This window comes from Carnobacterium sp. CP1 (genome assembly GCF_001483965.1).
GTDB lineage: Bacteria > Bacillota > Bacilli > Lactobacillales > Carnobacteriaceae > Carnobacterium_A > Carnobacterium_A antarcticum.
This window is the reverse complement of sequence record NZ_CP010796.1, coordinates 1,386,816-1,410,727: the sequence shown is the minus strand read 5'-3', so window position 1 is coordinate 1,410,727 and position 23,912 is coordinate 1,386,816. Positions and strand designations below refer to the sequence as shown.

At 38.8% G+C, this 23,912-nt stretch carries 19 protein-coding genes and 1 pseudogene; 14 read left to right on the top strand and 6 right to left on the bottom strand.

The genetic code is table 11. The features are described 5' to 3' along the window. Positions 1 to 132: 132 nt before the first annotated feature. Positions 133 to 969, bottom strand: a complete 837-nt coding sequence (locus NY10_RS06600) for a helix-turn-helix transcriptional regulator (protein WP_058919224.1) — start codon at positions 967 to 969, stop codon at positions 133 to 135. A gap of 207 nt (positions 970 to 1,176) precedes the next feature. Here NY10_RS06600 and NY10_RS06595 point away from each other — a divergent pair, with 207 nt between their 5' ends. The 6 genes and pseudogenes from NY10_RS06595 (at position 1,177) to NY10_RS06570 (ending at position 9,537) form a co-directional block, all read left to right on the top strand. Continuing rightward, positions 1,177 to 2,934: an ABC transporter ATP-binding protein gene (locus NY10_RS06595; RefSeq protein ID WP_058919223.1), complete on the top strand. Its 1,758-nt coding sequence runs from the start codon at positions 1,177 to 1,179 to the stop codon at positions 2,932 to 2,934. Beyond that, positions 2,921 to 4,702, top strand: coding sequence for an ABC transporter ATP-binding protein (locus NY10_RS06590; protein WP_058919222.1), 1,782 nt, complete (start codon positions 2,921 to 2,923; stop codon positions 4,700 to 4,702). The genes NY10_RS06595 and NY10_RS06590 overlap by 14 nt, the downstream gene beginning before the upstream one ends. A 130-nt stretch (positions 4,703 to 4,832) precedes the next feature. Continuing rightward, positions 4,833 to 5,600 (top strand): acyl-[acyl-carrier-protein] thioesterase, encoded by a 768-nt coding sequence (locus tag NY10_RS06585; RefSeq protein WP_058919221.1) that lies wholly within the window; start codon positions 4,833 to 4,835, stop codon positions 5,598 to 5,600. Positions 5,601 to 5,604: 4 nt separating this feature from the next. Further along, positions 5,605 to 6,585: a LacI family DNA-binding transcriptional regulator gene (locus NY10_RS06580; protein ID WP_058919220.1), complete on the top strand. Its 981-nt coding sequence runs from the start codon at positions 5,605 to 5,607 to the stop codon at positions 6,583 to 6,585. A gap of 151 nt (positions 6,586 to 6,736) precedes the next feature. Continuing rightward, positions 6,737 to 8,116: pseudogene (locus NY10_RS06575) on the top strand (sucrose-specific PTS transporter subunit IIBC); the annotation flags it as partial. 38 nt (positions 8,117 to 8,154) lie between these two features. Next, entirely contained in the window at positions 8,155 to 9,537 is a 1,383-nt protein-coding gene (locus NY10_RS06570; RefSeq protein WP_058919218.1) for a glycoside hydrolase family 32 protein, read from the top strand. A 46-nt stretch (positions 9,538 to 9,583) separates the two neighbouring features. Here the strand turns inward: NY10_RS06570 and NY10_RS06565 are convergent, their stop codons facing one another. After that, positions 9,584 to 10,549 carry an asparaginase gene (locus tag NY10_RS06565; RefSeq protein WP_058919217.1) on the bottom strand — a complete coding sequence of 322 codons (966 nt, stop codon included), beginning with the start codon at positions 10,547 to 10,549 and terminating at the stop codon, positions 9,584 to 9,586. Between the two features lie 83 nt (positions 10,550 to 10,632). Continuing rightward, a complete protein-coding gene (locus NY10_RS06560) occupies positions 10,633 to 11,250 on the bottom strand; it encodes an MBL fold metallo-hydrolase (protein ID WP_058919216.1) in 618 nt (205 codons plus the stop codon). Between the two features lie 328 nt (positions 11,251 to 11,578). On the opposite strand from NY10_RS06560, the gene NY10_RS06555 reads away from it, so the two are divergent. Beyond that, positions 11,579 to 13,027, top strand: coding sequence for a DEAD/DEAH box helicase (locus NY10_RS06555; protein ID WP_058919215.1), 1,449 nt, complete (start codon positions 11,579 to 11,581; stop codon positions 13,025 to 13,027). 98 nt (positions 13,028 to 13,125) lie between these two features. Then, the gene (locus NY10_RS06550) at positions 13,126 to 13,461 is read left to right on the top strand and encodes a hypothetical protein (protein ID WP_058919214.1); all 336 of its coding nucleotides are present in this window, start codon (positions 13,126 to 13,128) and stop codon (positions 13,459 to 13,461) included. A gap of 131 nt (positions 13,462 to 13,592) precedes the next feature. Here the strand turns inward: NY10_RS06550 and NY10_RS06545 are convergent, their stop codons facing one another. After that, positions 13,593 to 15,224: an ABC-F family ATP-binding cassette domain-containing protein gene (locus NY10_RS06545; RefSeq protein WP_058919213.1), complete on the bottom strand. Its 1,632-nt coding sequence runs from the start codon at positions 15,222 to 15,224 to the stop codon at positions 13,593 to 13,595. A gap of 226 nt (positions 15,225 to 15,450) precedes the next feature. Next, positions 15,451 to 16,491 carry a hypothetical protein gene (locus NY10_RS06540; RefSeq protein WP_058919212.1) on the bottom strand — a complete coding sequence of 347 codons (1,041 nt, stop codon included), beginning with the start codon at positions 16,489 to 16,491 and terminating at the stop codon, positions 15,451 to 15,453. 155 nt (positions 16,492 to 16,646) lie between these two features. Between NY10_RS06540 and NY10_RS06535 the strand changes: the two genes are divergently transcribed. From NY10_RS06535 to NY10_RS06520, 4 genes are all read left to right on the top strand, one after another. Next, entirely contained in the window at positions 16,647 to 17,609 is a 963-nt protein-coding gene (locus NY10_RS06535; protein ID WP_058919211.1) for a phosphoglycerate dehydrogenase, read from the top strand. 317 nt (positions 17,610 to 17,926) lie between these two features. Further along, the gene (locus tag NY10_RS06530; protein WP_231726705.1) at positions 17,927 to 18,823 is read left to right on the top strand and encodes a transporter substrate-binding domain-containing protein; all 897 of its coding nucleotides are present in this window, start codon (positions 17,927 to 17,929) and stop codon (positions 18,821 to 18,823) included. Positions 18,824 to 18,880: 57 nt separating this feature from the next. After that, entirely contained in the window at positions 18,881 to 19,714 is an 834-nt protein-coding gene (locus NY10_RS06525; protein ID WP_058920269.1) for a transporter substrate-binding domain-containing protein, read from the top strand. A gap of 17 nt (positions 19,715 to 19,731) precedes the next feature. Further along, positions 19,732 to 20,412 carry an amino acid ABC transporter permease gene (locus NY10_RS06520; RefSeq protein WP_058919210.1) on the top strand — a complete coding sequence of 227 codons (681 nt, stop codon included), beginning with the start codon at positions 19,732 to 19,734 and terminating at the stop codon, positions 20,410 to 20,412. Positions 20,413 to 20,530: 118 nt separating this feature from the next. Here the strand turns inward: NY10_RS06520 and NY10_RS06515 are convergent, their stop codons facing one another. Continuing rightward, complete coding sequence (locus tag NY10_RS06515; protein ID WP_231726791.1) at positions 20,531 to 21,496, bottom strand: LacI family DNA-binding transcriptional regulator; 966 nt, start codon at positions 21,494 to 21,496, stop codon at positions 20,531 to 20,533. A gap of 165 nt (positions 21,497 to 21,661) precedes the next feature. Here NY10_RS06515 and brnQ point away from each other — a divergent pair, with 165 nt between their 5' ends. Continuing rightward, complete coding sequence (gene brnQ / locus NY10_RS06510; RefSeq protein ID WP_058919208.1) at positions 21,662 to 23,023, top strand: branched-chain amino acid transport system II carrier protein; 1,362 nt, start codon at positions 21,662 to 21,664, stop codon at positions 23,021 to 23,023. Between the two features lie 102 nt (positions 23,024 to 23,125). Next, positions 23,126 to 23,887 carry a MerR family transcriptional regulator gene (locus NY10_RS06505; RefSeq protein WP_058919207.1) on the top strand — a complete coding sequence of 254 codons (762 nt, stop codon included), beginning with the start codon at positions 23,126 to 23,128 and terminating at the stop codon, positions 23,885 to 23,887. The last annotated feature ends 25 nt before the right edge of the window (positions 23,888 to 23,912 follow it).

Sequence of the window (23,912 nt, the reverse complement as noted above, 5' to 3'; positions counted from 1 at the left end):
AAGGATTTTAAAAAAATAAGTTCTAAAAAACAAGCACCAAAAAGTACAATGAAGCTTTGAGATCTACCAAACGCATGGCAGCTTAAAGCGGTCATGCGTTTTTCAATTCAAAGGACAGTTCTTAAGCAGTCTTTAACTGCTTTTTTGTAAAAAGCTAGAGGGTGGTTGGCCGTAATATTTTTTGAACAGCTTGCTGAAATATAAAGCATCCTCATAGCCAACCAAATGAGAAATTTCTTTAACGGTGATGTCTTTTTCAGTTTCCATTAAAGCTTTTGCTTGGTTTAAGCGGATTTTAATCAAATGATTGATTGGAGAATCACCTGTTTCTTCTTTAAAGATACGAGAAAGATTGGCGGGGCTGATAAAGTGTTCTTGAGCTAAGCTGTTTAAAGTAATGTCTTCTATATAATGGCCTTCCAAATAGAGAATGATCTCGTTGACGATTTGTTGTTTTTCCTGTTCTTCGGCTGTTAGCGCCGACGTTAAATGGTGTGCGGAAAGAGTATTTTTGTCTCGTAACAAAAACACGATGAGCCTCATAACTAACGTTTTTAGCATCAGTTCATAACCAGCCTGACTAGTTGAACGTTCTTTAATGATCTCGCGACAAATAGCAAAAAAATCTTTGTTGTAGTCGTTCAATCGAATGATTGGAGATTCAACGGGAAAATAGTCTTTTGGGAAACGATCTAAATTTACATTGCGAAAACCGATATGGATTTGAGTGTTTTCTACCCCTGCTGGAGCTTGTTCATGGTGACTGACGCCGGGATTGAATAATAGAATCGTTTCTTCTTTTAAATGAACCTCTTGGTTTTCAATCGTATAAAAAGTTTCGCCTTCAACAAGGATCGACATTTCTAAGAAGTCATGATGGTGTTTTTTACTCGTTGAAGGGCCAGTGGTAGTGACATCAAAAACATATAAAATTTCAGGGTTAAACGTTTTCACATTCATTTTCAACATCTTTTTACCTCCCAAATCAACACGTACTGATACTCAAGATTATAAAGTATCTAGAAAGGCAGCGCAATCATTCAGCTTTACACCATCTTAAGCATAATGGAGGGTTCGTTATTTACTCCATCTATTTTGAGAAAAATGACCATTCTTTTTAAAAGGAGTTTCCCTTATGCTTAAATTAAATAAACAATTTAAAAGGAGGCCATAAATATGGGAAGTATTAAATGGGTCTGGAAATACATCAAACCGAATAGATGGAAAATGTTCTTCGCCACGATTTTAGTTATTGTGGTCGCGTTGTTGAATATTGTTTCTCCATTAATAGGTGGGATGCTGGTCGATGAAGTTATCGTAGACCAAAGGATCGGACTACTGATTCCGTTGTTGGCGGTTATGATTGCTGCTTCAGTTCTTCGAACAGGTTTGCGGTATGTGTATCAAATCATGTATGAACGCATCGGACAAAATTCAATTTACAAAATAAGAGAAGATATGTATAAAAAATTACAAGAGCTCGACTTCACCTTCTTTAACAATACACGAGTTGGGGACTTAATGGCTCGGATGACAGGGGATACGGACGCTATCCGACATGCTATTTCTTGGTTGTCGTATAACGTTTTAGACAACTTTTTACTCCTCGTCTCAGCTATCGTTGTGATGGGTATCATTGAATGGCGATTGATGTTAGCATTGATTGTTGTAACACCTTTTATTGGAATTTTAACGATTATGTTATCCAATAAAGCCAATCCAGTCTTTTATGAAATACGAGAAAGTTTTTCCAGATTAAACTCAATGGTAGAAGAAAATATTGGCGGAAACAAAGTGGTCAAAGCTTTTGCCAGAGAAGATTATGAAATCGAAAAATTTAACCATTTCAATGAAAACTACAAGCGCAGGAATTTAGAATCTGCAGCAGTCACGAAAGCTTATTTGCCGGCATTAGAAACGCTGGCAGCATTCTTATCTGTTATTACGATCGGTTTCGGCGGTTTCTTGGTTATTGGCGGACAAATGAGCTTAGGCGATTTGGTAGCTTTTAACGGGTTCATCTGGATGTTGAACCTTCCAATGCGAAATGTTGGCTGGTATGTCAACGACTTGCAGCGCTTTATTGCGTCAACATACAAAATCAGAGAATTATTAGCAGCTAAACCGATGATTCCGCTTGAACAACGACAAACGACACCAACGATCAGAGGAATCGTGGAATTCCAAGATGTTTCCTTCCATTTTGCTGATGACCCAGATACAGAAGTACTAAGCCATATTTCCTTAAAAGCAGTGCCAGGCCAAACGATTGGGATCCTGGGGGAAACGGGTTCAGGGAAATCAACATTAGTGAATTTGATTTCGCGCTTTTTTGATCCAACAGAAGGGCGTATCTTAATCGACGGACAAGACGCAAGACGAATCAATGTTCGGGAATTAAGAAGACACATCGCCATCGTAATGCAAGATGTCTTCTTATTCTCAGAAACAGTTAAAGAAAACATTGCTTTTGGAACACCTGGAGCGGAGTTGGAACGAATCAAAAATATGGCTCGTGTGGCTGATGCCAGTCCGTTTATTGAACGGATGCCTGAGCAGTATGATACGTTTCTTGGCGAACGAGGCAGCGGGTTGTCAGGCGGACAACGCCAACGGATTTCCTTAGCTCGCGGTTTAATGAAAGACCCTGCTATTTTGATTCTAGATGACACGACTTCGGCAGTTGATATGGAAACAGAGGTTAAAATTCACAACGAACTGCAAGATGTGATGCAACAAAAAACAACCTTTATTATTGCTAACCGTATTTCTTCGGTCAAACGAGCGGATGAAATTATTATTCTTTCACATGGGAAAATCGTAGAACGAGGAACGCATACATCCCTATTGGCAGCTAAAGGGGCTTACTACAAAATTTATTTGAAACAACTAGGGAAAACAGAGGAAGAGGTGACAAGCGATGGCACAGAGTAACGCTAGAACAGATGAAGAGCTGGAACAAGAATTTAATATAAACCAATTTAAACGTTTAGGCGGCTATTTGAAGCCTTACAAAAGTGCTTTGATCAAAATTCTGTTTGTCATCTTGATTTCGAATATTGTCTTAGTGCTAGGTCCATATCTTACCAGTATCGTGATCGATGAATCCATTCCAAACAAAGACACCGGCCAAATGACTTGGATCATCGTCTTCTTTTCATTGGCGACTTTGGTCGGAGGCTGGTGTTCAAGGTATCGCATCCAACACATTACTTTGCTAGGGCAAGATGTCTTAAAAGATATGCGGTCTGAAATTTTTGAACATTTGCAAAAATTATCTTTTTCTTATTTCGATACTCGGCCTCATGGGAAAATCGTTATTCGCGTAGTGAATTACATCAACTCATTGAGCGATTTGCTTTCAAATGGGCTGATCAATGTTATTTCAGATGTTTTAAGTTTAGTGGTGACATTAGTCTTTATGTTTTCGATCGATGTCAAACTAACGTTGTACAGTTTTATTTTATTGCCTGTTTTATTCGTGATCACATTAGTGATTCAAAAGAAACAACGAAAAGCTTTCCAAGAAGTCAGCAACAAACAAGCCAATTTAAATGCTTATATCCATGAAAGTGTTTCAGGAATTAAAATAACTCAATCCTTTACACGTGAAACGATCAATAACACTATTTTCGCAGAAGTGAGTGAAGACCAACGCACAACATGGATGAAAGCTGTGAAAATCCAATTGCTGCTAGCGCCTGCTATCCAAAACATAGCGACCATCACTATTTCAATTATTTACTTTGTTGGAATTCGAGGATTAGGCGTTGATGTTTCAACAGGTGTGTTGATTGCTTTTATTGGATACGTCAATAACTTTTGGAATCCGATGGTCAATATTGGTAATTTTTATAATTCACTAATTACGGGGACAGCCTATTTGGAACGGATTTTTGAAACATTGGATGTTGAACCTGAAATCACCGATGCAGAAGATGCTTTTGAAATGCCTCCAGTAAAAGGCGATGTTGTCTTCAATGATGTTACCTTTGGCTATACGCCAAAACAAACTATTTTTGAGCACCTGTCATTTCACGTGAAACCGGGAGAAACCATTGCCTTGGTAGGACCGACAGGAGCAGGGAAATCGACGGTCATTAACTTGATCAGCCGGTTTTATGATGTTAACGATGGTGAGATTTTAATAGACGGGATGGACATCCGAAACGTGACGTTAAACTCATTGAGAAACCAAATGGGCGTGATGCTGCAAGATACCTTTATCTTTTCTGGTACCATTCTAGATAATATACGCTATGGTAAATTAGATGCGACGGAAGAAGAAGTCATGGAAGCCGCCAAAATCGTGCGGGCTCATGAGTTTATTATAAATATGAAAGATGGTTACCGGACAGTTATCAAAGAGCGAGGCAGTACGTTATCTGCCGGACAACGGCAATTGATTTCATTTGCCAGAACGCTGTTATCTGATCCTAAAGTACTGATTTTGGATGAAGCAACTTCCAGTATCGATACTCAAACAGAAATTATCTTGCAAGAAGGATTAGACCGGCTATTGGAAGGACGCACGGCTTTTATTATTGCTCACCGTTTGTCTACAATTAAAAATAGTTCGCGTATTTTCTATATTGCGGATAAGAAAATTCAGGAATCAGGCAGTCATGATGAACTGATGGCTCAAAAAGGCCTTTATTATGAATTGTACAAAACTCAGTTTGATTTATTGCAAGAAATCTAAAGCGAGAAAAAAGTCAGATGCGTTGAAACCGTATCTGACTTTTTTTGTCGCAATCCATTCTATTAACGAGTAGAATAGTGGTATGTTATGCTTGAACTAGAATGAAAAGAATGAAATGAGGACTACAAAAATGACAAACCAGATTTTTGAAAAAGAACACCAAGTCAGCTACTACGAATGTGATGCAACACGTCGAATCACTATCCCGATGCTGATCAATATTATGATGCACGTTTCAGGCGAGCAAAGCCATGCGCTAGGCGTAGGCGATGAACAATTGAATGATAAAGGATTGGCTTGGATCGTTTTACAATACGAAATGAACATTACGCAAGTTCCTGAGTTTTATAAAACCATTAAAGTGACCACGCAAGCTATGTCTTACAATAAATTGTTTTGTTACCGTGATTTTAATGTATACGATGAAGCCGGCAATCTATGTGTTACAGCGCACAGCACATTTGCACTGCTGGATGTTACGCAGCGGAAAATGGTTCGTATCCAAGATGAAGTTGTCGCACCTTTCGAAGCAGAGTTTTCTAAAAAGTTGATTCGAACACCAAAGCCTGAAAAGGTAGCAGATGAATTGACGGTATCAAATGAATATCGTGTGCGTTATTTGGACATTGACAGCAATCAGCATGTGAATAATTCTAAATACATTGACTGGGCAATGGACACTTTAGATTATGAGTTTTTGACTACTCATAAATTAACCTATCTAAACATTAAATTTGAAAAAGAAGTTTACTATGGCGATAGGATCCAAAGTCAAATGAGCCTGCATGAAGCGGAAAATGGCAAAATCGTATCGGCTCATCGCATTGTAACAGGAAGTACAACCAACAGTGAAGCTAGTATGGTCTGGGAAAAATCAGAAGATGAAGTAAGCAGGTGAGTGCATGGTAACCATCAACGATATCGCTAAACGTGCAAATGTCGCAAAAAGCACGGTTTCAAGGTACTTAAATGGGGGTTCTGTCAGTCAAAAAACAAAAGAGAAATTAAATCAAATTGTGGCCGAGACTGGTTATACTCCTAATACATTTGCGCAAAGCCTAAAAGCGAAAAAAACGAATATGATCGGCACCATTATCCCACGATTGGATTCTTATTCAGCCAATGAAGCGTTAGCCTCTATTGATGAAGAACTGAGAGAACGCAATTTTCAATTATTGATCACCAATACGAACCAGTTGTCGGCTAGAGAAATTGAGAGCATTTATTCTCTAGCTAAGCAAAAAGTAGCAGGCATTCTTTTATTTGCTACAGTGATTACAGAAGAGCACAAAAAAGCCATCACAGAAGTAGGCATACCGGTTATTTTGTTAGGCCAACAAGCAGAAGGTTTTTACCATATTGTTCATGAAGAGTACCAAGCGGGTTATAAGTTGGGAAAATACGCTACTCGTTTAGGCCATAAAGACTTTTTATACCTAAACGTTTTTGAAGCAGATGTTGCAGTTGGACAGTTACGAAAAAATGGTGTTTTGGCTGCGTTAAAGGAAGAAAAGGAAAGTTCTGTAGAGATGGTTGAAGTAAGCTTTTCTTTTGAAAAAGCTTACGAACAAGCATTAAAATTGTTGCCCACGTTAAAAGCAACATATATCTTTTGTGCAACCGACAATATTGCGCTAGCGGTTTTAAAAGCAGCACACAAACTAGGATTAGAAGTTCCAACAGCTTTTTCATTATCTGGTTTCGGAGGGTATCAGATTACGTCCATTGTGACTCCCTCGATTACCACCGTAAAATATGCCTATAAAGAATTAGGGCAAGTAGCGGTGCAAAACCTGATTAAATTGCTTGATGGCGAAGAGGTTCCTGAAGAAGTTCAGCTAACCAATGAATTGATTGCAAATGAATCCACCCAACAGTACTGAAAAGAGCCTAAACCTATCGTTTCGCAACAGGTTTAGGCTCTTAATTTTAAAAATCCAAGGCAATTAAACTAGACAATAACAATGAAATCGGTTAAACTAATAATAGAAACCGGTTCCAATAAAAAGAATTCCTTAAAAGGAGGAAATAAAGATGTCAGAAAATGAGAGAATTGCTAAAGAAGTGATTGCGGCAGTGGGAGGAAAAGAAAACATTCAATCTATTGCTCACTGTGCCACACGTTTGCGTATTATGGTAAATAAAGAAGAAGCAATAGACAAAGAAGCGGTAGAAAATATCGATAAAGTAAAAGGGGCATTTTTTAATTCAGGTCAATTTCAAATCATTTTTGGAACCGGTACCGTCAATAAGATTTATGAAGAAGTTGTGGGGCTTGGTGCATCTGCAGGGTCGACTAGCGAAATGAAACAAGAAGCTAAGAAACAAGGAAACGTATTCCAACGGATGATTCGTACTTTTGGTGACGTATTTGTCCCGATTATTCCAGTATTGGTTGCGACAGGACTGTTTATGGGCTTGCGTGGGTTATTGACACAAGAACAAGTTTTGGCAATTTTTGGCATGGCGCCCACAGATATTAGTGCTAACTTTTTGATGTATACAGAAGTATTAACCGATACAGCTTTTGCTTTCTTACCGGCATTGGTTGCCTGGTCTTCATTTAAAGTATTTGGCGGATCGCCCGTTATTGGGATTGTTTTAGGTTTGATGCTGGTCAATCCAGCGCTTCCAAATGCTTATGAAGTTGCAGCGGGTACCGTAAACCCCATCACCATGTTTGGCTTTATTCCAGTAGTTGGTTACCAAGGAACCGTTTTGCCTGCTTTTATTGCCGGTTTTGTGGGAGCTAAATTAGAAAGATGGATACGGAAGTACGTTCCAGAATATTTAGATTTACTGTTGACACCTTTCTTGACACTCTTGATCATGAGTGTTTTATCGTTGTTTATTATTGGGCCGGTTTTTCATTCATTAGAAGAAGTAGTATTGAATGCGACAATTTGGGCACTAGCGTTGCCATTTGGCTTAGCAGGATTGATTATAGGCGGCTTAAATCAAATCATTGTGGTGACGGGTATTCACCACCTCTTTAATTTCCTAGAGATTCAGCTGTTGTCAAATACTGGAGTAAACCCATATAACGGGATCATTACGGCCAGTGTTGCCGCACAAGGCGGAGCTTCTTTAGCTGTAGCGATGAAAACAAAATCTAAAAAACTGAAAGCTCTAGCTTATCCTTCTACATTATCAGCCTTTCTTGGCATCACAGAGCCAGCTGTTTTCGGAGTGAATTTACGTTATGTCAAACCGTTTATTTTTGGTTTAGTCGGTGGAGCAGCAGGAGGTTTCTTTGGAAATATTATTGGTTTAGAAGCAACAGGGATGGCTGTAACGGTTATTCCAGGAGCCTTATTGTATTTAAACAACCAAATTCTTTGGTACCTGTTGACGAATGTGATCGCCATTGCGGTAGCTTTTGGCTTAACTTATTTCTTTGGTTACAGTGACAAAATGAAAAATGAATTGGAAGCTTGAAAGGAAGTTTAAGGATGACACGTACTAAAAATAGAGGAGAATATGAGCTGGGTTATCACATTACGCCTCCTAAAGGCTTGTTGAATGATCCCAATGGATTGATTCAATTTAAAGGGGTCTACCATGTCTTTTACCAATGGAACCAAAACGATACGACCCATAATACCAAAAGTTGGGGGCACGTTGCTTCAACGGATTTGATTCATTGGACCGAGCAGCCAGCAGCTTTGGAACCGGTCGATTGGTTTGATAAAGATGGCTGTTATTCCGGCAGTGCTGTATCTTTTGAAAATAAATTGTATTTGTTCTATACCGGAAATGTCCGAAACGAAGCGAATGAACGCGAAAGCTATCAATGTTTAGCTGTTTCAGAAGATGGCGTGCATTTTGAAAAGAAAGGGCCGATTTTGAAACAGCCCGCGGGATACACAGCACATGTGAGGGATCCAAAAGTTTGGCAAGGAAAGAATAACGATTGGTGGATGGTATTAGGGGCACAAAAAGTTGATTTGACGGGGGATGCTTTGGTGTATCATTCGAAGAATCTAATCGATTGGACATGCACAGGTTCGCTTTTGGATGATGAGCTTGATTTTGGATTTATGTGGGAATGTCCGGATTTAGTGCACTTCAACCAAAAATCAGCGTTTATTTTTTCTCCACAAGGAATCATGGCCCGAGGAGATGAGTTTAACAATATTTATCAATCCGGTTATTTAACTGGGGTATTTACAGAAGCAGGCAAATTTTTAACCGATGAGCAGCCTTTTAAAGAGTTGGATAGAGGGTTTGAATTTTACGCTCCGCAAACTTTCCAAGACGATAAAGGACGTCAGCTTTTATTTGGTTGGATGGGAGTCATGGAACCAGCAATTGAAGCAGCTGTTCCCACTATCCAAGACGGCTGGATCCACTCTTTGACGATTCCTAGAGAATTGATTTATGCTGATGGACAATTAAACCAGCGGCCAGCAGCAGAATTGAAACAATTAAGGCATGGTTCTCCTTTAGTTGTGGAAGGGAAAGCCGAAGCATCACTGCAGCTGCCTACATTGCAAAATGAGATTCTGGTAGACTGGGAGAAAACGGCCGGTTCATTCAAGCTTCAGATAAGAAAAGATGTTGACATTGAGTACGATCAGCACCGAAACCGAGTGCAGGTTTCGCGGTCAAATTGGCTGACTGGCGATAGAGAGACCCGGGCGGTCACATTGACAAAGCCTTTGACGCAACTGCACTTGTTTCTTGAAAGTTCTTCGTTGGAATTGTTTGTTAACCAAGGGGAAGAAGTTTTCTCCTTGCGGTATTTCCCGGAGCAAGAAGCAAGGACAGTTGATGTGGATGCGTGTGAAACGGGTAAAGAACCCCAAATCACATTGTACACTCTAGAAAATTGATCTAAAAAAGCTCCATTCTCTGATCGTAGAGAATGGAGCTTTTGGATTAAAAATACTGAGCAATTTCTTCAAGATTTTGAGTTTTATTTAGAGCAACCATTAATTTGATCCGGGCTTTAGGCCCAGTCAGACCATTGGTGAAAATAACGCCAGCTTCGCTCAACCGTTTACCGCCGCCAGGATAATCATAGACGTCTTGAGCAATGCCGTTGAAAGAGCGTGAAACCAAAACAACAGGAATGTTTCGATTTAAAATACGCTGCAATGCCGGCAGAGTCGCTGGCGGTAAATTTCCGGCACCAAGCGCTTCAATGATCAGCCCGTCGGTTTGGTCATTATTTAGAGCATCAAATAAAACGCCATCCATCCCAGAATAGGCTTTTAAGAGGTAAACGGACTTATCCACAGTCGTGATCTCGAATTTTTCTTCTGCAATCAATTTTTGGAAAAAAAGGACCTCATTTTTAGAAATAAGCCCAATCGGCCCAAAAGTCGGGGTTTGGAAAGTTGCGACGTTTGATGTATGTGTTTTTGTCACATAGCGGGCAGTATGGATCTCATCGTTCATAACTACCAGCACGCCTTTGTTTTGAGCTTCATCTGCTAAAGCAACCCAAACAGCGCTTTGAAAGTTGTAAAGACCATCAGAGCCGATTTCATTGCTGGAACGCATAGCTCCCGTGATGACGATGGGCACTTGATGATCCAGTGTTAAATCTAAAAAGTAAGCTGTTTCTTCTAACGTATCGGTTCCATGTGTAATGACGACACCGTCAGCTTCTTTTGACAAAATGGCTTTTTCGATCCGTTTTTTTAACAACAACATTTCTTTTGGCGTGATGTGAGGAGAAGGGAGTTGAAAAAAATCCTCCACGATCAAATGAGCTTCTTGGTCAAATAAATGGCTGTGTTTCTGTAACGGGTTCTCTGCATTTGGACGAACTTTACCAGTGGTTTGGTCTTCGCTCATCGCAATCGTTCCTCCAGTGTGTAAAACTAGAATAGTTTTCATTTAAAATGCCTCCTTATTCACAGATAAACACACTGCTAAAACCTTCGTTCAGCAGTGTGCTCGCTTCGGTCAATATTCAGACCTTAATTAAAAAACGGATTCGTTAATTTTTCGTCTCCGATAGTTGAAGCGCCGCCATGTCCTGGATAAATACGCATCTCGTCTTCTAAATTAAAGAGTTGTTCACGGATTCCTTCCAGCAAAGCTTCAGGATTGCTTCCGGGTAAATCAGAACGTCCTATGCTGCCTTTAAATAAGGCATCACCTGTGATGACGAAATCTTCAAAAATAAAACTAATTCCTCCAGGCGAGTGTCCTGGTGTTGGAACGACTCTGAATGTCAAACCGCCTAAGGTATAATCTTTCATCAATTCAAACTCAAATTCAGCTGGTTGAGCGATGATCGGTTTATCTCCATGAGCCGAAAGATTTAGTTCAGGATTGCCAAGCCAGTCTTTTTCTAAAGAACTAACGTATACAGGAATGTTATAAGTGGTACGAGTTTCTTCTAAAGCCCCGATATGATCATAGTGACAATGCGTTAATAAAATAGCTGCCGGTGTAACTTGCAATTCTTCAATTGCATTCATGATTTTTTGGAAATCATTACCTGGATCGACGATCAAAGCAGTTAAATTTTCATAAATAATATAACAGTTTTCTTCAATAGCGCCTGTTGCGATACGTTTAACTTCAGCCATATTTACTCCACCTTCTCTTTTCTATTTAGTCTAAGTATAACTGAAATAAGACATAAATCAAAAGGCTGGACATTTTATTAGCTGTTGCCGACAGAGCACCTTTATTTAATATGAGGAGAGAGCATGGTACACTTTAAAGAAAGAAAACCTTAGTCAAAGGCAGTTAATAATGAAAAAAACTAGAGCATAAAAGTTGGCGTTTAGCGGTTTCATTGGTTTATCGATGAAAAAGAAATTGTGAGAGACTGCTAAAATAGCCAGTAAAAAGCTATATTTCAATTGAAATCCTGTTATACTAGTAAAAATAAAACAAGTGAGTGAGGCTATTATGAAAAAGAATACATTTGAAGAATTTGGTATTGGAGAAGAACTGGTAACAGCATTAGAAAGTTTACGCTATTTTAAACCGACTAAAGTTCAAGAAGAAGTACTGCCATTGGCTTTAGCAGAAAAAGATGTGATTGTTGAGTCACAAACTGGCAGCGGAAAAACCGTGAGCTTTGGAATCCCATTATGCGAAAACGTGATATGGGAAGAAAACAGACCCCAAGCCCTTGTTTTAGTACCTACGAGAGAATTAGCATTGCAAGTAAAAGAAGACATTACGAATATTGGTCGTTTAAAACGTATCAAAGTAACCTCTGTATTCGGCAAAGCTTCTTTTGACAAGCAAAAGTCTGAGTTAAAACAAAAGAGCCATATTGTAGTAGGGACACCTGGTCGTGTCTTGGACCATTTACAAAAAGGAACGATGAAAGTTGATAAATTGCGTTATTTAGTGATCGATGAAGCAGATGAGATGCTGAATATGGGGTTCATTGACCAAATGGCAGCTATTATAGAGTTTTTGCCAGAAGAACGACAAACTCTATTGTTCTCGGCTACAATGCCGCCAGAGATAGAACGTTTGGCTAGTTTCTATATGAAACCCGACAGAGCAGCTATTAAAATCGAAATGACAGAACAATCAAGACCTAAAATCGTACAATCATACCTTAAAGTCGAACCTGAGAAAAAGGAACAGCAGTTGTTGGATTTATTGATCGTTGAGAATCCAGACAGCTGTATGATTTTCTGTAACACTCAAGAAGCCGTGAATCGTTTGTACACGTTCTTAAATAAAGCGGGTTTGCCGATTGATAAAATTCATGGCGGTATGGTGCAAGAAGATCGGTTCGATGTGATGGATGACTTCAGAAAAGGGAAGTTCCGTTATTTAGTCGCAACAGATGTAGCAGCTCGAGGGATCGATATCGATAATGTGACGCATGTCATCAATTACGATGTACCCGTAGAAAAAGAAAGTTTCGTACACCGAACAGGACGAACAGGGCGTGCCGGGAAGACAGGAGTAGCACTGACTCTGGTCACTCCAAAAGAAAGACCTTGGTGGCAAGAAGTTAGAGCATACGTGCAACAAGAAATTTCTGAAATCACTGCTCCAAATGCTCGCGTTGTACAAAGTCATAAATCGGCTTTTGAAAAGAAACTTCAAGAACGGCTGGTTGTGAAAAGAGCTCGTAACAAGGAACTGAATCAAGGGATCACAAAAATTTATTTTAACGGCGGGAAAAAGAAAAAACTTCGCGCAGTGGATTTTGTCGGTACGTTGACGAATATTCCGGGAATCAAAGCAGATGATATCGGTATTATTACTATTCAAGAAAATGTTACCTATGTAGAGGTATTGAATGGAAAAGGTCCGAGAGTCATTGAAGAAATGAAAGATCGTACGGTTAAGGGAAAACAATTAAAAGTCTATAAAGCAAATAAATAAAAAATGTTTAAAAGCAATTGATGAAGAAAAACTAGCTGAATCAGATTGTTTCATAATAATAGAATACTTTTACAGGGAAATTAGAGGGAGCTGCAAAAATGATTATTTATAATATCCATACAGAAAGTGATTTAAGCGGCGTTGCTTTTCAATATTCTCAAGACGTAGAAGTGATTGAATCAGATTACTTTCAACAAATAGAAGCTGCCAGGCCGATTATTTTAGAAGCCGATTTTCTTTTTCTTAAGGGAGTAGCAGATGCTAGAGGCTATATTGAAATAGGCATAGGGCTGGCTTTGAATAAAAAAATCATTATCCTAGAGGATCCTTTTATCAAACACACTAGCATCGACCCGGAACTTATGATAGAAGGTACGACTATCCATAAAATGACGATCCAAGAATTTTCAGATTGGACGGACCAAGTTAACTGATTTAACCTATTCTGTAAAAGGCGATCCAATTAAAAATCGATTCCTATTTCACTACAAACTAAAAAACTAGCTGAACACCTCACGTATGCGTGAAGCAGTTCAGCTAGTTTTTTTGGTTTTAAAGAGATTTGTTATTTTGCATATAATTTTTTGATTTGTTCTTGAACAGTTTTGTTTTCTAAGAATTCTTCATAAGTGGTGTCCGCACGGTCCACTACGCCATTTGGTGTAACTTCGATAATGCGGTTTGCAATCGTTTGAACGAATTGGTGGTCATGTGAAGAGAACAAGATTGAACCTTTATTAAAGGAGATCAAGCCATCATTCAAAGCTGTTATTGATTCTAAATCTAAATGATTCGTTGGATCATCTAAAACGAGTACGTTGGCTTTGCTCAACATCATTTTAGATAACATGCACCGAACTTTTTCGCCACCAGAAAGAACAGAAACTTCTTTCAAAACATCTTCTCCAGAGAAAAGCATCCGGCCCAAGAAACTACGTAAGAAAGTATTGTCGCTTTCTTCTTTCGAAGCGAATTGACGCAACCAGTCTACAATCGTAATCTTACCTTGTTCAAATTCAGCACTCGTATCTTTTGGAAGATAAGATTGTGAGGTGGTGACACCCCATTTAAAGGTTCCTGAATCAGGTTCTAGTTCTCCCATCAAAATTCTGAACAGAACAGTGATTGCAACGTCATTATGACTGGTAAAGGCCACTTTGTCGTCTTTATTTAAAGAAAAGCTGATATTATCTAAAATCTTTTTGCCATCGATGGTTTTCGATAAGTTCTCAACACGAAGCAAGTCGTTTCCAATTTCACGCTCAGGTGTGAACCCGACGAATGGATAGCGACGAGAAGAAGGCTGGATATCATCTAAAGTGATTTTTTCTAAGGTTTTCTTACGAGACGTTGCTTGTTTTGATTTAGATGCATTTGCACTAAAACGAGCAATAAAGTCTTGTAATTCTTTGATGTGATCTTCTTTTTTAGCATTTGCATCAGCAGCTAATTTGCTGGCTAATTGACTAGATTCCAACCAGAAATCATAGTTACCAACATAAACTTTGATTTTACCAAAGTCGACATCAGCCATATGCGTACAAACTTTGTTTAAGAAGTGACGGTCATGGGAAACGACGATGACGGTATTAGGGAAATTAATTAAGAATTCCTCTAACCATTCAATCGATTGTTTGTCTAAACCATTCGTTGGCTCATCTAACAAAAGAACATCTGGTTTTCCGAATAAAGCTTGTGCTAATAATACCTTAACTTTTTCTCCACCAGCTAGTTCGCTCATTTTTTTATCATGCAATTCTTCTGAGATGCCAAGGCCTTGTAATAAAACAGCTGCTTGAGGTTCTGCTTCCCAACCATCTAATTCAGCAAATTCGCCTTCTAATTCAGCAGCACGTATGCCATCTTCATCAGTGAAGTCTTCTTTCATATAAACTTCATTTTTTTCTTGCATGATTTGATACAAGCGTTCGTGTCCCATAATGACTGTTTCTAAAACAGTGTTGTCTTCATAGCCGTAGTGGTTTTGACTTAAGGTTGCTAAACGTTCGTCTTGTCCTAATGCAACATGACCTGTTGAAGGTTGGATCTCGCCAGCCAAGATTTTTAAGAACGTAGACTTGCCTGCTCCATTTGCACCGATTAAGCCGTAACAATTGCCAGGGTTAAATTTAATGTTGACGTCATCAAACAATTTGCGGTCTGAAAATTCTAAACTTATATTAGATACTGTGATCATTTAATTTATTTACCTCTATTCTGTAGTATATCTAACCTATTTTAACATGTATGAAGCTTAATTGCGATGTTAAATGGTCTATTCTCATTATTCTAACAGCATTATAGCGGGTATTTGTCCTAGTTACAATGCTTAAAGCAATTTAAAAGGCTTTCATTCTAAAGTCGGCAATACCGCATCAGAAAAAGAAGGAATGCTTTTTTCTGATGCGGTTCTATAGTAGTAGTTATCTTTTAACTTCAGTAAATAAATACAGTACTAGTTCATGAGGGAATAAAAGATGCAATTGATTTCGATAGTAGCGTGTCCGGCTATAAATACGCCACTTTTTGATGGTTGAACTAGGCAAACTTAAGATGGGGTCATCTTGTAAGGTGACTGACAACTGCTTGTTTCGTTCGCTTACGACCAAAGCGTCTGGATCAGTGGCTTGGTTTTCACTCAGCGGGTGGCTGGCAGTTAATAAGTGAATCGTTTGTGAACGGTAAAAAGGGTTCTTTTTAACTTTGTACTTATCCGTTTCAAAAGCAAATAAAGAACCATCATTCATTGAAGGTCGATTAAACGATAAAGCTAACGGTAGTTCACGGATTTGAAGCGGCGAATCATTTGCAGTCTGATTCAATGGTAAAATGTACGTTAAGCTCAATACCCCTTTTTGTGAAACAAAGCGGAGCAAGTGTGTTTCTTGCTGGGAAGGGTCCCCGTACTGAATCAAATCTTGCTGAAGCCATTCGGTTCTGGACGTATAAGTTGAACTTAATTGGAAAAGCCTAGGCGTTAAAGCATGTTTAGTTTGTTGGAAAAGATAGTTATGCGACACTAAGTATTCGAATAAGCCCTTTTCACCGGCAGCCAAAGCCATCCGTCCTGATGAAGAAAGATTGATTTGAAAAACGGGCAAAGGATAAATGAGTTCTTTTTCAGCTTCTTTATTCATTAAAGAGTAGCGATAAAATCCGCTTGGATCAGAATAATACAAAACATGGTTAAAGATAACACTGTCATAGAGCGGTTCTGTGAACAAAACTGTTCGTTCTCTGAAAGGTTCTAATTCTTCGGTTTTTATCGTTAACTGTTCTGTAGGTTGCGGTTCAAAATAGATAGGACGATCTATCGATGTCAGCTGCTGCATCCATTTATTCCAATTGTAAATGTTCAATTCGTTTTTAGTCGTCCACAAATAGAACTTCCCACTATACAGTTGAAAATCCTGAAACGTTCCGCTAATTGTAATTTTTGTCGTCAACAGATGTTCTTTGTCCACCTAAACACCTCTTTCTCAGTTGGACTTCTTTGATTATATTATACCATTTTAATGAATAGGATGTGAGTCCTAACCAAAACAAAAGGGCAGTTCATTTGGTTTCAAGCGATTAAAATGAGACAATAAACAAAAATAAACAATTGGAGGATGAAGCAATGACGAAAAAAGGCATTTGGTTAGCCCAAGAAACAACACCAGAACAATTAAATACATTAAAAAAACTCGCACCAGATTATGAACTGATCGAAGCATGGAACGATAACGATTTTGATTTTCCATTGGAAGATATTGAAATCATTTACGGTTGGAAAGGCCAAAAGAGCAGTGAATTGTTAACAAATAACAAAAGCCGATTGAATTGGGTTCAAGGGAAAGCAGCAGGAGTCGACTTCTTAGACTTAGACGGTTTAAAAGAAAAGGATGTTTTACTGACTAACGGAAGCGGCATCCATAGCATTTCGATTGCAGAATCTGTTTTTGGAATGTTATTAGCTTATGCAAGAGGGATTCAAGAAGCCATCCGAAACCAAACCACTAAAACTTGGCATCAAACAGATCGTTTAATGGAATTGCACGATAAAACGATGATGATCGTTGGAACGGGGAATATTGGCAAAGAAGTTGGACGTTTGGCTAAAGCATTTGGAATGAAAACCATTGGTGTAAACCGCAGCGGACACGAAGCGGCTAACATGGATGTAGTCATACCTCAAAAAGACTTGGTCAAAAAAGTTTCGGAAGCGGATATTGTGGTAAATATTCTGCCTTTAACCGATAAAACAACTCATTTCTTCAATGACACAGTATTTAATGCTATGCAAAAAAGAACGCTCTTTTTGAATGTGGGACGAGGCCCGACAGTCGATACTTCACATTTAATAGCAGCTTTAGACACAGAGCAAGTTGCTTTTGCCGGATTAGATGTTTTTGAAACGGAACCGTTGGAAACAGAAAGTCCGTTATGGGAACGTAGCGATGTGTTGATTACTCCACACATTTCGGGGATAGCAGAACACTTCAAAAAACGCTTGTTTGCTATTTTTGAAGAAAATTTGCAAGCATATCTAGCCGGAGAAGAATTGCCTAAAAACCTAGTTGATTATGAACGTAGTTATTGATTTTTAACATCCAATCAGAAAAAGCTGATAGTGCATCTAAGGTCTAAGCCTATTCATCCTTGATGCATCATCAGCTTTTTTTGTTTTTTATTTTTGTTAACTGCAGAGAATATAACAGATGAAAAAAGGTGTTTCTTTCCAATAAATACAATGTTGTTTTTGTTTAAGGTGTGAGGAACGTTGATAATTCAGTTTTTTTTAAAAAACAGACCTTAAAGAAACAAAAATAATCTTTATTTTTTTAACCTTTTTTGACTACAGTGAGAGAGGTTGTTACTATATTTAAGGATGTAAAAAGAAAAAAAGGAGTGTTTACAGTGTTTAAACACAAAAAACGATGGATAGTAAGCCTCGTCTTAATGATAACGCTTGTAGGATTAGCAGCTTGCGGAGAAGACGAACAAGAATCAAAAGAAGTGAGTTCTCAGGGAGAAAACGCAGAAACAGAAGCAACAGCTTGGGATGCTTTAAAAGAAAAAGGGACCTTTACAGTAGCAACGTCTGGTACGCTTTTTCCGAGTTCATTCCATGATGGTGAAAACAACGAATTGACAGGATATGAAGTGGAAGTGGTTAAAGAGATCGGTAAACGGTTGGAACTACCGATTGAATTTGTCGAAATGGGCGTCGATGGTATGTTGACTGCAGTTAAAAGCGGTCAAGTTGATGCAGCTGCAAATGGTTTAGACATTACTGAAAAACGATTAGAAGATTACAATTTCTCTGAACCGTATAAATATTCTTTTGGTGGAATTGTTGTCCGAGCTTCAGACGATTCTGTTGTTGAGTCGCTGGAGGATTTAAAAGGAAAGAAATCTGCCGGTGGTGCAACGACTATTTACATGCAAATATCGGAAAAATTTGGTGCTGAACCGGTTGTTTACGATAACGCGACAAACGATGTGTTTTTTAGAGATGTCGCTAGTGGACGCACAGATGTCATTTTAAATGATTTCTATATTTCCAATACGGCTGTTAATAAATTTAAAGAACTAGGCGTGAAGATGTCTGATATTTATTACAATCCTACATCTGCTGGTATTCTTTTGAAAAAAGAAGATGATTCAATCAAAAATAAAATTGATGAAGTACTTGAAGAACTGCATGAAGATGGAACCTTGACGAAATTATCAGAAGAATTTTTTGCAGGAGAAGATGTTTCAAAACCTATTGAAGGTATAGATGATTTGCCTGTTGTTGAGCTGGACCAATAAAGAAGGAAAAGGGAGCTGGATCGTGTGTTTACAAAGAAAATCGTTTTAGGTTTAGTTATGATAGGAAGTTTAACATTAGCAGCATGCGGCGCTAGTGCTGGATCAGATGCGTCGTCAACGAAAGAAACGGAACAAACGGCTTGGGAAAAAATTGCCGAGAATGGAACGTTAAAAGTAGCAACATCAGGAACGCTTTATCCAAGCTCTTTTCATGAATCTGAAACCGATAAACTGACCGGTTATGAAGTAGAAGTTATTCGGGAAGTCGCGAAACGATTGGATTTAGAAGTTGATTTTACTGAGATGGGCGTTGACGGTATGCTGACGTCAGTCAATAGCGGAGCCATTGATGTCGCAGCGATGGGGATCGATCGTGATGGAGAAAATGCAGATAAGTACAATTACACCATTCCATATAAATACTCTTTTGGTTCGATGGTGGTGAGAGAATCGGATGACTCAGGTATTGAGACTCTAGAAGACTTAAAAGATAAAAAAGCAGCTGGAGCAGCAACGACTTCTTATATGAAAGTTGCCAGACATTATGGAGCTGAGGAAGTCATTTATGATAATGCGACTAATGATCAATACTTGAGTGATGTAGCCAATGGGCGGACAGATGTGATTTTAAACGACTTTTATTCGCAAACTGCAGCTGTCGCCGCGTTGCCTCATATCCCAGTTAAAGTTCATGATATTTTTTACAATCCTTCAGAAACCAATTATTCTATCAAAAAAGGCAACGATGAATTGACGGAAAAATTAAATGGAGCATTAGAAGAGGTGAAAGAAGACGGTACATTAGCGGAATTATCAAAACAATTTTATGATGGGGCAGATGTAACCGAACAAATCGATTATGATTTTCCTGAAATCGACTTAAAAGAGTAGAAAGCAGGTGATAGAAAATGTCTGATATCCAATGGCAATACATTTTTGATCCTGCTTTAGCCCTCGACAGCTTGCCTTATGTTTTGAAAGGGTTAGGTTACACTTTAGGAATCTCAGTTAGCAGTATGATTTTTGGGACACTGCTAGGATTTCTTTTAGCAATTATGCGGATGTCTTCTTTTAAGCCCTTAAGAATAATCGCAAAAATCTATATTTCATTTATGCGGGGAACGCCAACATTGGTTTTTCTGTTTATTCTCTACTTTGGTTTCCCTTTTATCGGCATTCAATTTGAAGCTATCAATGCAGCCGTCATCGGTTTCAGTTTGAGTTCCAGTGCCTATATTGCTGAAATCATTCGTTCTGCTTTAGCTTCCATTGACAAAGGACAATGGGAAGCGGCTTATGCATTAGGATTGAAATGGTCTTTCATCATGCGCAAAGTAATTGTTCCGCAAGCTATGCGTGTTGCTGTTCCGCCATTAAGCAATGTCTTACTGGATCTAATCAAAGGAACTTCTCTAGCAGCAATGATTACGGTTCCTGAAATCTTTCAACAAGCAAAAATCGTTGGCGGCCGTGAGTTTGATTATATGACCATGTATATTTTAGTTGCTCTTGTGTATTGGGCCATTTGTAGTTTGTTTACGATTTTCCAAAATTATTTGGAAAAGAAGACGGCAGTTTATACCAATTAAAAATCTGATGGATTTGGTAGAGTGTCTATATAAAGGGTAAAGGCCGGTTCCTCTAAAAAAGAGAAACCGGCCTTTACTCGGTTAATAAGATGTTCAATTATCCAATGAAGAGAACCTTTCAGTTTTTGGTTGTTTTGCGCGAAATCAACTGAAAATCTAAGGGTTCTAAAAAGACTTCTCTATTAGTCAGCTGATGGAAAATCAAGGCAAAAGCATTTTTAGCTTGTTTAGCAACGGGGTAATCGATCGTTGAGATGTCTAGTAAACGAGAAATTTCAATATTGTCAAAACCAATCACTGAAAAATCCTCAGGTAAATGACAGCCTAAGCGTTGAGCCTGAGTCACAAGTCCTGCAGCTACAGAATCAGAACTGGTCATAAAAGCATCTGGTTTAACCGATTGTTCCAGCCACCACTGTGCGACACGTTCTCCATCACGACTAGTGTTTAACCCCATAAATAAATCAGCTGAGTGAACTGGTAAAAGGTGCCGAGTGCAAAAATCTTCATAAGCTTTAATGCGGCTTTTTGTATTTAACCCATGACTATTGCTATATAAATTTACGATTGACCGGCATCCGCTGGCATATAGATGTTCTAAGCCTAATGTATAGGCGTGGTATTGGTCCATATAAACGGAAGCAATATGATTTGAGTCGACCCGTTGCCAAGTAACGATTGGACCGTACTTGGCATACGGCTCAATAGCCGACCAGTCATTTAAACGAATCAATAAAAAAATGCCATCCAATCGTTTTCCGCGTAGCATTTCTAACACATCGAGTTCTTTTTGTTTGTCTTCGTCAGTGATATAAAAAGTTACCGTATATCCTTCTTGCTGAGCAGCGAGGGTAAAGCTTCGCACAAGAACCATCATGGTGTCCGAGAAGTTAGAAGCCACAATGCCCAGTGTTTTGCTTGAACCGGTCTTTAAAGAAACGGCTTGGCTATTCGGAACATAATCCATTTGCTGAATAGCTGCTTCAACTTTTTTTCGTGTCTCACTGCTGACATATCCGCTTTGATTGATGACGCGCGAAACGGTAGCTGAAGAGACGCCGGCTTTTCTTGCAATATCTTGCATATTAGACAACTTATTCCTGCCTCCTAGTTGGTTACTCATTGATTTTAGTATACCAAATTACTATTTTTAAAGGTAGTGTTGAAAAAAGCAAATTGCTTCTTGAAGTGACATCTAAAAAACGTTATAGTCAGAACTAAGTAAAATGCATTTAGAAAGGAATGTCCTATGGAAAAAAAGTTATCGCTATCTTCTTATTTTTATCTTGGTTCAATGCTCTTTGGACTATTCTTTGGAGCTGGAAATTTAATTTTTCCAGTTCACATGGGACAATTGGCAGGCGCTAACGTCAGCTGGGCCACATGGGGATTCTTATTGACGGGTATTGGTCTCCCGTTTTTAGGAGTCGTAGCTATTGGTGTCTCCAATAGTAATGGGTTGTTCGAATTATCTAGTCGTGTACACCCTTATTATGGGTATTTTATGACCATCGCTCTCTACCTAACGATCGGACCGTTTTTTGCATTGCCAAGAACCGGTACAGTATCTTATGAAATCGGCTTGTCGCCTTATATAAGCACTCAATACCAAACGTTAGGGTTAGCTATTTTTACATTGTTGTTTTTTGGAGCAGCACTACTGTTTTCGTTGAAGCCGACAAAAATTTTAGTTTATGTAGGAAAAGTATTAAATCCGATTTTCCTAGTGTTTTTAGGTATTTTAATGATTACGGCCTTTATAAAACCTTTAGGAGGAATTGCGACAGCACCTATCACAGGTGAGTACGCAACGGCGCCATTCGCCAGCGGCTTTACCGAAGGGTACAATACCATGGATGCTTTAGCATCATTAGCTTTTGGAATTATTGTTGTTCAAACGATCAAAGGAATGGGCATTACTAAACCGGCTGCGATTGCGAAAGATACGATCAAATCAGGTTTGATCAGTCTTGTTTTAATGGGAGTCATCTATGGTAGCTTATCTTATCTCGGTACGATGAGTATCGGTCAGTTTCCGGTTTCTGAAAATGGAGGAATAGCGCTGACGCAGATTGCGCGTTATTACTTCGGCTCATTCGGCAGTGTCTTATTAGCCATCATCGTTACGGTAGCTTGTCTTAAAACCGCGATTGGTTTGATCACTGCTTGTGCAGAAACCTTCCGAGAGATGTTTCCAAATTCAATCAGTTATAAAGCTTACGTCATTCTTTTTAGCGCTGTCGCTTGTTTAGTTGGGAACGTCGGATTGACTAAGATCATCGCTTATTCCATCCCGGTATTGATGTTCTTGTACCCGTTGGCGATTACGTTGATTTTGTTAGCTTTGCTTTCGCCTTTATTCAAAAATCGGCAAATTGTTTATGGCATGACCACTCTTTTGACTATTTTTGTCAGTATTGCCGATATGTTAAATGCTTTGCCAGAGCCTATCCATAATTTGGATGGAGTACAGACCATTTTGAATTTCTATAGTCATTATCTGCCATTTTTCGATAGCGGCATGGGCTGGATACTGCCGGCAACGGTCGGCTTGATCATTGGCTGGCTGATCAGTTTAGTAACGAAACCTAATCCGAAAATGATCCATTGATTCTGTAAAACCGGCTTTTTTAGCCGGTTTTTTGTTTTATGCTTGACCTTGACGTTACGTCAAGGCTTAAACTAAGGCTAGTTAAAGGAAAGGAGGGGTGGAATGGACTATACAGTCAACCAATTGAGCAAAATTGCTGGAGTGAGCGGACGCACGTTACGTTATTATGATCAAATCGGTTTGTTGAAGCCGAAACGAGTGAGCTCATCTGGCTACCGCATTTATGGAACGGAAGAAGTAGACTTATTGCAGCAAATTTTATTTTATCGGAATTTAGAAATGCCTTTAGAAGAAATCAAAGAAATTGTTTTGGCAGCTGATTTTGATCAAGAAAAAGCTTTACTGCTGCATCAACAGCGACTGAAAATGAAAAAAGCACAATTAGATACGTTGCTGTTAACGATTGAGAAGACCTTAGCAGACAAGAGAGGAGAAAGACAAATGACCGATAACGAAAAATTCGAAGGATTCAAACAAAAAATAATCGATGAAAATGAAACAACATATGGGCAAGAAGTGAGAAAGACTTATGGAGAAAAAGCCGTTGATCAATCCAATCAAAAATTTGCAGGGATGAGTGAAGCGCAATTTGCTGAATGGCAAGAATTGGATGAAACGATACAACAAAAATTGGCTGCAGCTATGATAGACGGAGATGCTTCAAGTGATGCAGCACAGCATATCGCTGAATTGCACAAAAAATGGTTAAGTTTTACTTGGCCTGATTATTCTAGGGAAGCTCATCGTAATTTAGCTGAAATGTATGTTAGCGATGAACGTTTCACAGCTTATTATGATGAGAGAGCTGGCAAAGGAGCAGCTGCTTTTTTAAGAGATGCAATCAATCAATTTACTAAAAACTAGATGCTTCATAAGATAACATGAAATA